A 13,029-nucleotide genomic window follows, 5' to 3' on the forward strand; every position below is an offset into this window, starting at 1 on the left:
CCACCCCGCTATTGTACCATGAATGGTAGGACAGGTTGAACTAAATCCATGTTCTAATCTAGTTTCATCCCCCTTTCTCCAAAACAACACAAAAAAACATCGTGACTCTAGTCACAGCGATGTTTCAGTGATTCAAAAAATGGAAGGGAACTCCAATTGAATTATACCCGTTTTTGTTGGTTCTTACCCTTATCGACATACAAAAAGCCCCCGATTCGGAGGCCATCGATTATTGAACAAACTGCAACAACGTATCGTTAAATTTCTCTCGTTCATCCAGCACCGTACCGTGTCCACTCTCTTCAAAGCGCTCGATTCGCGCGTTCGAGATGCCTTGTTCCATCTGCTCGGCGAATGCGAAAGGACAGATCTTGTCATGCACCCCATGGATGATCAACGTCTCGACATCAATTTTCGGCAAGGCATCTCGCAAATCTTCGTCACGTAACGCCTGTGCCGAGGCAATCGTCCCATGGCTCGACGCGACGAGCGCGAGATGGTGGAACCAGTTTTGCATCGGTTTCGAATGTTCTTTCTCGAAGAAGATTTCTCCGAACCCTTCGAGCATCTTCGGTCGGTCGGCCCGTGTATCGTCAATCAACGCGTCGACTTCGTCCGTTGTCATTCCATATGGATAATCTGCACGCTGTGTGAAGATTGGTGCCGCGGCTCCGGCCAAGACCAATTTGTTGAGTCCATCCTCTTTATAGTCGGCTGCGTAGCGAACTGCAATCGCCCCACCCATTGAAAAACCGACGAGCGTGAAGTTTTTTAAGCCAAGTCCGTAGACGACCATATGCACATCAGACGCCATTGTCTCATAGTCATAACCTGTCGCCGGGGCATCAGATTTCCCGTATCCTCTGAAATCAATGCCGATGTAGCGATATCCCGCTTCGACGAGCGCATTCTTCTGATACTCGAACATATTGTTGTTTGCTGGCCAGCCGTGCAAGAAGACAATCGGTTCCCCAAACCCGACATCCTCTACGTATAGATTTGTACCGTCATGTGCTGTAATATATCCCATCATCCAACCTCCACAGTCATTATTTAGCGAAAACACTCACAACCTCATTATTCCCTATTCCGACTTCGAGAAACCCTCTTATGTGTCGCGCCAGAGCGCTTCACCTTTTAGATAACCTTCAACGGCTTTCGCTCCTTCTCGTAAAACAGCTTCTCGCCAATCCGCGTTTTCCGGATAGAACATCGCCATGAATTCGTTTTGAATACCGTTTCGTGCCTCAGGGTCCTTTGTCCCTTCAAAGTACAGCCGGTTCTCTAAAATAATCGTTAAAAATTCACGGATGGATGCTTTTGTCGACGTCCCAAACGTACCGAATTCAAATAAGGCAGAAACGAGACCCTTGTCCGGGTATTCCGTATCGCGCACGTAGTAAAAATGATTCGTCGAATCTCCGAGTACCTCGTCCGGGTCATACACGTTGACGTTGTCTAGACCGTACGCTTGTTTTAACTCATCTTCCGTGCGACCGTCCCGTTTGCTGATGACCATCGTGACCTCGTTCGTCGGTCCGAGTGCGGTATGCCAATCGAGATGGACGACTTTTCCGTAGCGCTCAAGTAAATCATGTTGAATCCCTTTTAAAAAGATGGCAGACGGTTCGTCTTCTTCTCCCCCGTAATACACACCTTTCGGGAATTGATATTGCCCCATCCCTTTTGCTCCACTCATCGCTTTGAAGCCATCAAGCTTAATTCCAGAGCCGAGAAATGAATAGATCTGTTCACGCGCCTCATGGTAGTCGTCAATTACTCCATCCGGTACGAAGAGATGGCGCATCAGCTCATATTCACGGTTCACGTTATATGGGACCGACTCACGATCAATGACGTAATTTCTGTTCAAATCGACATTGTGTTCATTGACACGTCGAAAGTGTTTCATCCCCCATGGATTCACTGCATGGATGAGACAAATCCCCGTCATCTCATGACGGACATGCGTGAGTTGCGTCTGAACGAATTGATGGGTCACCGCAGCACCCGCATACCCTTCAATCCCATGTTCCCCGATCGTCATGAGAATCATCGCTTTCCGCTCTCGTTTCGGCTCCCCTAAAATAACGTCGATACTCTCGTCCCCGATCGAGTGTGTCAACAGCTCCGCTTTCGGATAAAATCGTTTCACTTCAGATAGTAAGTTCATGAACTTCTCTCGCGACTCTTCATAAGATGATGAAAAATAATGGCTCATCTCACTCTCCTCCAATCTCTTCTCTCTATCCTTTCCCATCCTGAGGCAATCTAAAAACGCCTCCTTTCAGAGGAAGCGTTTCAATCAAGGGGTGCGGATTCGTTTCGAATGTTGACGTCGGAACGCCATCATATAAAAGATTGGTCCAATTAAGACGGCACCGAACAACCAGTAGAGACCAGCATTCGCATACAGTCCTTCGAAAGAACGGAACACCCAAGCGAGAATGGTGAAGGCGACCATCAACTCGATGGTCCACAGTAGCCCACGACGAACCGCTAGGAAGACAGTGTTCGTTTTTTGGAAGAAGGCTGCGACGAATGCGATTAAGAATGCCGGAAAACTCGAAAGCCACAACATTCGATTCAACGAACTTTCAGCAAAGTACGAGTTGCCAAGAGACATGGTGATCAGAAAATGCATCAAGAGGACAAGCACGACGACAATCCAACCGACCAATACATCCCGCTCCATTTTTTTCATCACAACCAGCTTCCTCTCTGAAGAGTTGAATACTATATATTTACCCGCTTTTCTCTTCTTCTCGTCCTCTTCAACTAAAAAACGCACTCTGTTATCAGAATGCGTTTCGTGTATTATCCGACCAACTCACGCGCCCACGCTTTCGCGCGTTCGAGTTCGCCTTCCTTCAACATCTCCGTCGTCCCATCGACGAGGAACGACTCTTTTTGGACACCCGTCGCCCCTTTTTCAATCATTTCCCCTTCGACCCGATTGACGGCATGACCGAACCAATCAATGATTTTACCAAGTATCGGATTCTGTTTCTCTTTGACGATACTCGTGTCAAAGGCAGCCGTCCGTTTCCCTCGTAACGCATTGTCCGAAATTCCGTCCAAAAATACTTTAATGTCTTCCGTTTCGTATCCCCCATGTGTCGGTGAGCCGATGATGACCAGGTCGACATGTGCCAAGTCGCCTAATCCAATATTCAATACGTGTTCCATACGTGCCTCATGGTCTTTCGACAGCTCTTGCTGCATCGCATGAGCAATCTTTTCAGTATGACCATATAGTGAGTCAAAAATAATCAAGATGTTCATGATAAATCCCCCTTTACCGAACCTTTCTTTATTCCCGTTCCCATTTCCACGTTCGTTCATGCTTCTTTTTGGTACAGCGAACTTCGCTTGAAGAACGACCAACTTACCATAATGATGCCCATCCCGAGCAGCAAATAGCCGAAGAAGGTGATAAAATCACGTGAATGATACGGTGCTTCGAATCGATACTCCGCTCGCTTCCACTCCGAACCGTCCTCGACCGCAATGACGTCTTCCACAGACTCCCCGTCGACTTCACGGTACACCGTCCCAATCGGATATCCGTTCGAAGCATTCCCGTAGTAACGTCCCGTCTCATCATTGACCACTGTCTCCACTTCACCGATCACGTCACCGAGTGCATCCTCTTCGATTGTTGTGTCGAGCACTTCATATGCGTTTCGGTCGAACACGACAAACGTATAGGCCCAGGAAAGGGCAGATGCGGGCAGCGCAATCGAGAGTGAAAGAAGCATCAAGAAAATCAGTCGCCTCATTTGAGACTCCAGACGAATGTGGCCGAATCACTGACGTCAATGTCATCTGGTTCGAGTTCGGGCATCCGTGATTCCGAATAGACGACGTCCTGACTATAGAGGACGTTTGTAGGCGAAAACAGGTGAATCTCCCCCCACGTGTAGTCAATTTGAAGCAAGTCCCCTAGTTCAGCGCCTGCTCCCTTCGCAAGGAGTTCTGCTCGTTTCTTCGCATTCTCCGCAGCACTCACCAATAGCTGATCTTCAATCGCATTCGGGTCTTTCATCGTGAAACGAATGGAGAGTGTAGGATTTGCGCGAGATTGACTGATTTGTTCGATGACGTCCGATAGTTTGGACGTATCGAGCGCAAATTCGAGCTTCGTCTTCTGTTTACAGACGTATCCGACAAACCGCGACCGATAATTCTCATCTCGATCACGATAGCTCTCATATTCCGTATCGATGGAAAAGTCACTCGTTTTAAGGTCCGTCTTGTCAAACCCTGCGCTCGTGATGGCTTTTTGAAGATGGGACACCGCACTTGTCGCCTCGGTCATCGTATCTTCGTATCGTGGCGCTTTCGAGACAAGGTCCATGTGAATCACAATCAAATCAGGTCGAGATGAGACATTCCCTGTCCCTTTTACGGTAATCTTCCGTTCCATATCCATTTCCCCCTTATCGATTTGAGTTCTCCATTATTCTGAAAATCGCGTCATCATCCAGTGCTCTACTTCATCGAGTGAGTCCAAACCTTGTAAGGAGGGGTAAGCATCCCGCTCGAACAACAATCCGTTCGGCGTATCTAAAAACAGATAGCGTTCCCCATCCGGAAAACCGTAATCGGCAATGTCTTTCAATCGAAGTGTTGCTTCATTTTGTTCCCAGACAAACTCGTCATCGTATGGAATCGGCATGAAAATCCCTTCCATGCCTTGTTTCACGTGCGAGATAACGGACGCATCTGTTGTCTGTCCGGTTTCCTTGATGGCATCAGCACGAACAATCAAATCTTGCCCGACTTGCACATCCCCACGATACACATTGGATACGTGTATCTTGGTAAGAGACTGATATTCTGTCTCTCCGTTGAAGTCAATCTCGATATGCCAAATATCCGTGACCGTTCCTCTGACCACGACCGGATCCCATTTTGAGAATAGTTCATCCTCTGTCATCTCCATCATATTTTCCTCGGAAATATCTGGTTTTACTTTTGATTGATCGACAATGTGAACGGAAGTCGCAGTAGAATCCGTGGATAGCGGGATTTGTTCGTTCCAGACATTCGATGTGAAGAGCATGAATCCCGCAGCGACAGCGATGAGGAGTCCCCCTCCCCATTTCAGTCGTTGATAAGGTTTTCGCTCTATCATCATCGATTCCTCTATATACCGGTCATCGACTTCCCCGAGTAGTCGAAGGATCTGCTCACTTTTCATACGCGAACGCCTTCTGCTTCAAGCGCTCGCTGTAACGCATCCCGCGTGCGCTTCAAGGTCATTTTGACATGGCTCTCACCGAGCTGATGTGTCGTTGCAATTTCTTGAATCGAGTGTAAATAGAAATAACGTTGCATGAACATCACCCTTGTCAGTCGAGGTAGGTCTGCTAGAAATTCATTCAACACGTCGACGAGGTCTTCGTCTTTCATCGATTCCGTAAGGACATGTTCTAGTTCTTCATAGACGAGCGGTACTTCCCCACCGCCACGTTTTTTTGCATGATTCTTCTTATAACGCTGTAGTGCGAGATTTCGCACGATCTTCGTCAAATACGCACCGAGTCGAAGCGGACGTGTCGGCGGGATCGACTCCCACGCTTTCATATATAAATCGTTCAAACACTCCTCTGTGTCTTCGCGATTCTGTAGAATATTATAAGAAACACGATGACAATAGCTTCCGTATTTCTTCTTCGTCGCGACAATCGCATACTCCGATCGTTCCCAGTACCAATCGATGATGACCTGGTCATCCATCCAGTTACCCCCTTCGTAATAACCCCTCTATAACTATAGATCCCAATCTCATATCATCCGTCACAATCTATCAAAAAAACCTCGTCATCGAGACGAGGAATGTTATCCTGATTCATCATTGCTTCCAAATCGATACGACAAGCCCGCCAATGTAGCCAATCATCGCCCCGCTCGCAATCCCATATGTCAATTGAATATGAAAGAAGAACGAGAGGATTACACCGAGTGTCGTCCCCGCAATCAACCCAAAACAAATGATACAATCTTTCCATTCTGGTGAATCCATCTTGCTCCTCCTAACCTATGCGCTCAATCTGACGACTTCATCTCTCCAATCGCTTTGAGACCTTTTAGTGTCCTAACTTTCCGAGTATGATGTTGGACCGCATAAGCCAACATCGCGACGACAGCTATGTTCAATAGGATGGTCCACTGCGCATATGGATTGGAAAGATTCGCTATCACCACAACAAAATTGGCGAGTCCCACTGCTCCATACAGTTGGATGATTCGTTTCTCCCGCTGAATCATCGAATCAAAATCCGAATACAATTGGAACGGTCCGTCACTCGTTCGTTTTCGTAAAAAGATCCACCGATACGACGTATCGACCACTTCGACTCCAACTTCATCTAAGAATTCCATATACGCCTTCGACTCGGGGTGAGAAGGTAAGTTGGACAACAATTCGATTCGATACGTGAACGTCCCAGGTTCAACTTGTTTGAACACATATCGCATCAAACGAAAGGATTCGAGCGCCCAACCGGTTTGAGCCATCTCATTGAGCCACTTCTCTTCCTTCTCATAATCAACAAAGATGCGATAGACCGTTTTCGTCTTCATGTATCCAACTCCTTCGTCCATTCATGTCCGTGCTGCACCAGTTCTTCTAGTCGCCTTAATTCCGACCGAAGTGCCTCTCGACCAGTTGCCGTGATTTCATACTCTTTCTTCCGCCCCGTACCTTCGAGCGCCCGAATCCAACCTCGCTCTACTAGACTACTGAGGGCGCCGTATAACGTACCTGGCGCGAGTTGGACCCGCCCATTACTCAATTCTTGAACGAATTGCATCATCCCATACCCATGCCTCGGGACTTGCAGAGATAATAATATATAATAAACCGCCTCGGTTAATGCGCCTGTACTTGACTGTTGTGTCACGTATCCCGCTCCTTTGTATCGTTCTTCGTTATATCGTCATCCGATATATCAAAAATATCCTATTTTTGGTTAATTAACAAGAGCTGTGACAAAATATTTTTATTTTGGTCGTTCTTCGTATCGTTTTGGCAATCGTGTTTTGTTTGTCATGACATCATAAAAAAGGGACTCAGCATGTACTGAGCCCCTTGTTGTGTACTTCATGGTTTATTATGAATTTTTCAATAATCTACTTAATCATTTTCTTGTTTCAATCGGTCGATAATGTTATCTTTCTTTATTTTTGAAACGGAATATAGCATCGAGGCACCCACAATCATGAAAATCATGATGACGACAAACAGAATGCTATTCCACGGCAAGGTAAACGGAGCATCAAACGTATTGATTTGCGCTCGATAGATGAGGTACATGATGAGAAGACTGACGGGAATCCCATACGCAAGGGCTTTCACCCCATAAAAAATGCTTTCATAGTACACCATCTTATTGAATCCTTTCGGTGTCATCCCAACTGAACGAAGCATCGCAAACTCACGACGACGAAGTGAGACGCTCGTTGAAATCGTATTAAAAATGTTCGCAATCGAAATTAGCGAAATTAGCACGATAAACCCATACACAAATATTGATAAAAGTAACAACATCTGTTCTTGTTGTTCCCGTTGTTCCGATACGTTAAAGACATACAAATCCAAATTCTGTTCCGCTTCAATCACTTGTTGTGTGTCCTCGGGGTCATCTGTATTCAACGCGATTGACGGACTCGATTGTTTCATCAAATCCCCGATTGCGTCTTCTTCAAACGTCCCTTCTCGTACTATCACATCTAGCCATCCAAGAGAACCTGTCATCACACCGGTCGGGGCGATATCTGTCATTGCGCCAACTTGAATCGTTTTAAGCGGTGCCGCGTCGCCCGTTGCATTCTCGTCCCTCAATTCAAACGTATCACCGATTTCTGTTTCGACCGTCTCTGAAGTGATGAATTTTTTCTGATCCATGTCTTGATACGAGATCTCATCAATCAAGACGGCTCCTGGTACGTCCCCGTCTTCAAAACGACTGACAGGCGCTCCGATTTGTTTCAAGTACGCATTGAAACTTTCATCATCTAATTGATAGAGGGATACGTAGTACATAAATTTTCCGTCAACGATCGTTGATGCCAAATTCTCGTTCTTGGTAATCGCACTCGGTAATTGAGATTTGCTGACCATCGTTTGGACCGTTGCATTTTCAAAATATGTTCCGTTCGTCACATGATCTAACGATTCATAACGTCGTAAATCATTTTGATCAAGCGTTGAACCATTCACAAGAATATCGAAATCATAGTCTGCTTGAGACATGTCAAGGGACTGTTCGAGACGATCAGTGAAGTAACTGACCACTAAAAACAGGACGATACTGATGACGAGCGAGAAGACGGTAACCAGATACCGTTTACGGTTGCGCTTCGTATTCTTCAACCCAATCTCTGCTTCTAAACCGAAAAGACGACGAACTAGTTTTGACGTCTTCACTTGTTTTGACGTCAATCGTACATCTTGCGTTTGACGAATGGCGTCAATCGCAGAAATCTTTGAGGCTCGACGCGCCGGAAGATAGCAGGAAATGAAAATGGTTACGCTCGAAATGAAGAGAGTTAATAGTAAAGTAATCGGTGTGACGACAACTTCAAACTTCTCCGTCACGTTTAACGCTTTTTCGGCAAATGCATTGATGAATAGGAATGTGAACGCAATACCCGTAATTCCCGCCAGGATACCGAGTGGAATGCTAATTCCCCCAATAACCATCCCTTCAAAATAGACCGAGTTCCGCTTTTGTCGCTTCGTAGCCCCGACACTTGCCAACATTCCGAGGTAACGAGAACGCTCCGACACACTGATGGCGAATGCGTTATAGATTAGAGAAATCGAACCGATCACAATGACCGCCATGATGATTCCACCAAATCCATATAGCGTTTTACGCAAGCCATCGTCATTTGTCACTCCATAATAACGAAGCAACGAGGAATTGTAGGCGACACGTTCTATGTTCTGTTCGGTCATCAACTGTTTCGCTTCCGAATAAATCGAGTTGTCTACATCGTTCAAGGCGACGAACGTATCGACTCTTGCTCCATTCAATTCTTGATCATCGATGAATCCGACGACTGTATACCCTGGCGACCAAGTCGGTTCCCAGTCAGGTCGAGCAATCGTTCCAACAACCGTCAATGTCACCGTATCCTCAACGTTTAATTGTTCGAGAATCGTCTCATCTTCTCGGATCAAACCATCATTTTGTGTCAACACGTGACCTGATGACGGATCAATCCGCTCTCCAATCTCAAGTGTCAATTCATCACCGATGTTATAGGTGACGAGGGCATTTTGGCGAATCCCTTCTGAAATGATGACTTCGCCTTCTTTTTCCGGTAGACGCCCCTCAGTCAAGTCAATTGGAAAACTCTTCAATCCGGATGTGTTATAGTTTCGAACATATAAGTATGGTTTGTAAGCATTTTGTGACTCTTCTAGTTGAGCATAACCATCATTTGAAAGGATGACAGCCTTCGTGTTCGCATCATCCCGAATAGCTTCGACTTGCTTTTCGTTTGTATCTAGATACTGAACATGCCATTCTCCGTTATCTGCGATGTCTTGACGAATCATCAAATCCAAAAAAGAAGATCCGAGCGTTGTGACAGCTGTAATCATCGATACAGAGATGATGACTCCGATGATTGTAACAAGCGAGCGTCGTTTGTTCTCGCGCAAATGCCGAAGTGTCATTTTATTGATGATGTTCATGCGCGGACGACCTCATTCTTCGCAATCTTGCCATCTTCAATCGAAATGATACGATCCGCCTGTAAGGCAATCCGCTCGTCATGGGTAATGATGATGAGCGTTTGATTGAATTTCTTATTGAACAGTTTTAACAGGCTCATGATTTCTTCACTATTTTGACTATCCAAGTTTCCTGTCGGCTCGTCGGCTAAGATAATAGCTGGATTACTAATCAGTGCCCGACCGATGGAAACGCGCTGCTGTTGCCCTCCCGATAATTGATTTGGTAAATGGGTCAATCGGTTTGACAAGCCCAAGATGCCGATGATGCGTTCCAAGTGAGCGATATCCACTTTTTGTTCATCTAATAGCATCGGTAACGTGATGTTCTCTTCGACCGTTAAAATCGGAATCAAGTTATAAAACTGATAAATCAAACCGATTTGTCGACGACGGAAAATGGCAAGCTGCGTCTCGTCCAATGCATAAATGTCTGTTTGATCAATCAACACCTGTCCACTCGTCGGCACATCGACACCACCAAGTAAATGCAACAATGTCGATTTCCCCGAACCCGAAGGCCCGACGATACAGACAAATTCACCTTTCTTCACCGTGAACGAGACGTCATCGAGCGCTCTGACCTCCATCTCGTCCTTGCCGTATACTTTCGATAAGTTTTGCACTTCTAATATGTTCATGTTTGCACCCTCCAGTACTTGATCTACTTCGAGTGTACCGAGTGAGTGTGACTCGTCTGTGACTCGAAAGTGACGATTTCGTCACTTAGCGGTCAGACAACTGCTTTATAGAAGCGAATATGAAAATCCGTTCCGACCCCAGGTTCGCTTCGAACAGTCAACTCACCTTCCTGGCTCATAATGATACTGTGTGCCATGGCAAGCCCAATCCCGACACTTTCTTCGCTCGCATTCATACCTTTATAAAACCGTTGGAAAATGTACGGGAGGTCTTGTTTTGCGACGCCAATCCCCGTGTCACGAATCACAATTTCTGTATACAGCGTATTTTCACTAAACTCGATGAATACGTCGCCCTGTTCCGGCGTATGCTCCACGCAATTTTTTAAGATGTTGATGAGTGCCTCTGTCGTCCACTTCAAATCACCCTCGAATGTAACATCTTTTTCGCCTTGAACATGGAGTCGTTGCATTTTAATATCAATCGGTACGAGCATCGGTTCCGCTACGGCTTCAATGAGCGCAGGGACAGATACCAATTCGCGCTTGAAATGTATTGTCCCGGCATCAATTTTTGATAGTTTGAGAAGAGAAGACAAGAGCCACTCCATTCGTTCAAGTTGTACTTGTACGTTATGGGTGAATTCTTGACGCTTTTCCTCGGATAGACGAGGGTCACTGAGGAGATCCGCCATGACGGTCATCGAGGTGAGCGGTGTCTTCAATTGATGGGAGATATCGGAGATCGCATCCGTTAACTTCTGTTTATCTTCTTCAAGATGCGCGCCTTGTTCAGATAGCATTTTCGTCACTTTGTAGAGTTGGCTCTTTAACAAACTGAGCTCCCCTTCGCGATTATCACGGACATCCAATGTATAGTTGCCATTACTGATTTCTTGAAGATATCCAGAGAGCTGCTCGATTTCTCGATAACGCCATGCCGTGAAACGATACGTAACGCCGAAAAGTATGATTGCTAATAGGACGACCAGAACGGCCGTCTCTATGGACATGAATAAGACGGCAATACCTACAGCTATTCCAATAAAAAATAGACAAGTGAACAAGTATATTCTTATTTCTTGGTTTCGCAACATATTAACGCTCCACCTTGTATCCGATTCCACGCACCGTCGTAATAAGCATCGGATGTTGTGGATCATCCTCTAGTTTCTCGCGGAGTCGCTTAATATAAACGGTCAACGTATTATCGTTCACGAATTCCCCACCCACATCCCAAATCTGATCGAGTAGCTGGGTCCGTGACAACACTTGCCCTTTATGCCTCCCAAAGATGAGCAACAAACGATACTCGAGCGCTGTCAACAAAATTTCGTCCCCATTCTTTTTTACTTTTGCATCTTGCGTATTGATTTCAACTGGACCAATCGTCAACAGAGGCGAGCGTACGTTTTTATTGTATCGACGAAGTACCGAGTGAATTCGTGAAACGAGTTCTCGGACACGGAACGGTTTCGTGATGTAGTCGTCCGCTCCCATATCGAGTCCCATCACCACATTCACTTCATCATCGAATGCCGTCAGAAAGATGACAGGGATGTCTTGTTGTTGCTTCACGAGCCGACATAAGTCATATCCACTCCCATCTGGCAGTGACAAATCAAAGAGGCATAAATCAATTGTATGTAACTGTTGTTCAATCATAAGCGTCGCGTCAGCCACGTTTTGGCATAACGTTGTTCTAAATTGTTCTTGTTCGAGTGAATATTGGAGACCGGAGGCGATCGTCCGGTCGTCTTCTACGATTAGAATATGCATGGTATTCCCTCCTGACTCTTCTCCCCATAATATAGCAGTCTTTATTCAAGTGAGGTGAGAAATCAAAAATCCCTAACGAGAAATCTCGTCAGGGAGGACAATACGTTATTTGCATGCGGATGAGGATGTTGTAACTCGAAGGCACTCCGGTCGTACGAATCCGACTTCGCCTAAGAATCGTAATGCATCTATCGTCAACTCGTCGAGCTTGATGGATTGAACTTTCGGCTTGGTCTGTTCATCGACCCACACTTTCCAAATCTCGATTTCCTCCGCCGTCTTCAAATGGTCGGTTATATATTCGACGAGCTGTTCTGCTCTCGCATCGGAATAACGCCAACGCAACTCTACTACGTGCGGTTTTGAAGAATACGCCTCGACGTTCTCCATCGCATAATAGAGACTATGTTTAATCTCAATCTCGTCAAGTTGCTCTTCCGACTCGACGTTCATCAAAATCTTTTCATCACGGTCGAGGTCCTCGACGTCTGTCAGAATGTCAGGCAACACGATGCCTTTTTGGATGGCCTCGTTGATAGATAAGAACTCGACATATGGATTTTCGACTTCTTTTAGTGGGTGATCGCTCACAATAAATTGGAATTCACTCATGTGAAAGCCCCCTCTTGTTTTAGTAATGGGTCGCTATCGTTTCATCGCACGAATGGATATGAAAAGACCAATCACATATCCGATGATTGAACCGATGACAATACCATATATAAACGGAAAATCAACTAATGAAGAGATGACGATTCCGCTAACCGTGCCAAATACAAGTCCAAGCCCGACTACTGATTCGCGCCATTCGCCCCTCCTCTTCTTTCCACTCATTACATACGAATCGACCATATG

Annotated in this window: 17 protein-coding genes; all 17 read right to left on the reverse strand. The window is 45.8% G+C overall.

What is annotated here, in order from left to right:
- Positions 1 to 229 precede the first annotated feature (229 nt).
- The 17 genes from KNO78_RS07675 to KNO78_RS07755 all read right to left on the reverse strand — a co-directional run bounded on the left by KNO78_RS07675 (position 230) and on the right by KNO78_RS07755 (position 13,026).
- Entirely contained in the window at positions 230 to 1,033 is an 804-nt protein-coding gene (locus KNO78_RS07675; RefSeq protein WP_214690610.1) for an alpha/beta fold hydrolase, read from the reverse strand.
- A gap of 75 nt (positions 1,034 to 1,108) precedes the next feature.
- On the reverse strand, positions 1,109 to 2,221 hold the full coding sequence (locus tag KNO78_RS07680; RefSeq protein WP_214690609.1) for a M14 family metallopeptidase: 1,113 nt from the start codon (positions 2,219 to 2,221) through the stop codon (positions 1,109 to 1,111).
- 84 nt (positions 2,222 to 2,305) lie between these two features.
- Complete coding sequence (locus KNO78_RS07685) at positions 2,306 to 2,704, reverse strand: hypothetical protein (protein WP_214690608.1); 399 nt, start codon at positions 2,702 to 2,704, stop codon at positions 2,306 to 2,308.
- A 113-nt stretch (positions 2,705 to 2,817) separates the two neighbouring features.
- Entirely contained in the window at positions 2,818 to 3,285 is a 468-nt protein-coding gene (locus KNO78_RS07690) for a flavodoxin family protein (RefSeq protein WP_214690607.1), read from the reverse strand.
- A gap of 56 nt (positions 3,286 to 3,341) precedes the next feature.
- Positions 3,342 to 3,782 (reverse strand): hypothetical protein, encoded by a 441-nt coding sequence (locus KNO78_RS07695; RefSeq protein ID WP_214690606.1) that lies wholly within the window; start codon positions 3,780 to 3,782, stop codon positions 3,342 to 3,344.
- Positions 3,779 to 4,429, reverse strand: coding sequence for an SIMPL domain-containing protein (locus KNO78_RS07700; protein WP_214690605.1), 651 nt, complete (start codon positions 4,427 to 4,429; stop codon positions 3,779 to 3,781). The genes KNO78_RS07695 and KNO78_RS07700 overlap by 4 nt, the downstream gene beginning before the upstream one ends.
- A 33-nt stretch (positions 4,430 to 4,462) precedes the next feature.
- Positions 4,463 to 5,206 (reverse strand): hypothetical protein, encoded by a 744-nt coding sequence (locus tag KNO78_RS07705; RefSeq protein ID WP_214690604.1) that lies wholly within the window; start codon positions 5,204 to 5,206, stop codon positions 4,463 to 4,465.
- Positions 5,203 to 5,745, reverse strand: a complete 543-nt coding sequence (locus tag KNO78_RS07710; RefSeq protein WP_078147384.1) for an RNA polymerase sigma factor — start codon at positions 5,743 to 5,745, stop codon at positions 5,203 to 5,205. The genes KNO78_RS07705 and KNO78_RS07710 overlap by 4 nt, the downstream gene beginning before the upstream one ends.
- Positions 5,746 to 5,860: 115 nt before the next feature.
- Positions 5,861 to 6,031 carry a hypothetical protein gene (locus KNO78_RS07715; RefSeq protein WP_159562700.1) on the reverse strand — a complete coding sequence of 57 codons (171 nt, stop codon included), beginning with the start codon at positions 6,029 to 6,031 and terminating at the stop codon, positions 5,861 to 5,863.
- A gap of 23 nt (positions 6,032 to 6,054) precedes the next feature.
- Positions 6,055 to 6,591 (reverse strand): DUF2812 domain-containing protein, encoded by a 537-nt coding sequence (locus tag KNO78_RS07720; RefSeq protein ID WP_214690603.1) that lies wholly within the window; start codon positions 6,589 to 6,591, stop codon positions 6,055 to 6,057.
- Positions 6,588 to 6,911 carry a PadR family transcriptional regulator gene (locus KNO78_RS07725; RefSeq protein WP_196431056.1) on the reverse strand — a complete coding sequence of 108 codons (324 nt, stop codon included), beginning with the start codon at positions 6,909 to 6,911 and terminating at the stop codon, positions 6,588 to 6,590. Before KNO78_RS07725 ends, KNO78_RS07720 begins: the two co-directional genes overlap by 4 nt.
- A 233-nt stretch (positions 6,912 to 7,144) precedes the next feature.
- On the reverse strand, positions 7,145 to 9,715 hold the full coding sequence (locus tag KNO78_RS07730) for an ABC transporter permease (protein ID WP_214690602.1): 2,571 nt from the start codon (positions 9,713 to 9,715) through the stop codon (positions 7,145 to 7,147).
- Entirely contained in the window at positions 9,712 to 10,395 is a 684-nt protein-coding gene (locus KNO78_RS07735) for an ABC transporter ATP-binding protein (protein ID WP_074033830.1), read from the reverse strand. The genes KNO78_RS07730 and KNO78_RS07735 overlap by 4 nt, the downstream gene beginning before the upstream one ends.
- 92 nt (positions 10,396 to 10,487) lie before the next feature.
- Positions 10,488 to 11,492, reverse strand: a complete 1,005-nt coding sequence (locus KNO78_RS07740; protein ID WP_214690601.1) for a sensor histidine kinase — start codon at positions 11,490 to 11,492, stop codon at positions 10,488 to 10,490.
- Between the two features lies 1 nt (position 11,493).
- Entirely contained in the window at positions 11,494 to 12,174 is a 681-nt protein-coding gene (locus KNO78_RS07745) for a response regulator transcription factor (RefSeq protein ID WP_214690600.1), read from the reverse strand.
- A gap of 105 nt (positions 12,175 to 12,279) precedes the next feature.
- The gene (locus KNO78_RS07750) at positions 12,280 to 12,786 is read right to left on the reverse strand and encodes a hypothetical protein (protein WP_214690599.1); all 507 of its coding nucleotides are present in this window, start codon (positions 12,784 to 12,786) and stop codon (positions 12,280 to 12,282) included.
- A 33-nt stretch (positions 12,787 to 12,819) separates the two neighbouring features.
- On the reverse strand, positions 12,820 to 13,026 hold the full coding sequence (locus tag KNO78_RS07755) for a hypothetical protein (protein WP_214690598.1): 207 nt from the start codon (positions 13,024 to 13,026) through the stop codon (positions 12,820 to 12,822).
- Between the last annotated feature and the right edge of the window lie 3 nt (positions 13,027 to 13,029).

The sequence above is a fragment of the Exiguobacterium sp. s132 genome (assembly GCF_018617235.1).
Lineage (GTDB): Bacteria > Bacillota > Bacilli > Exiguobacteriales > Exiguobacteriaceae > Exiguobacterium > Exiguobacterium profundum.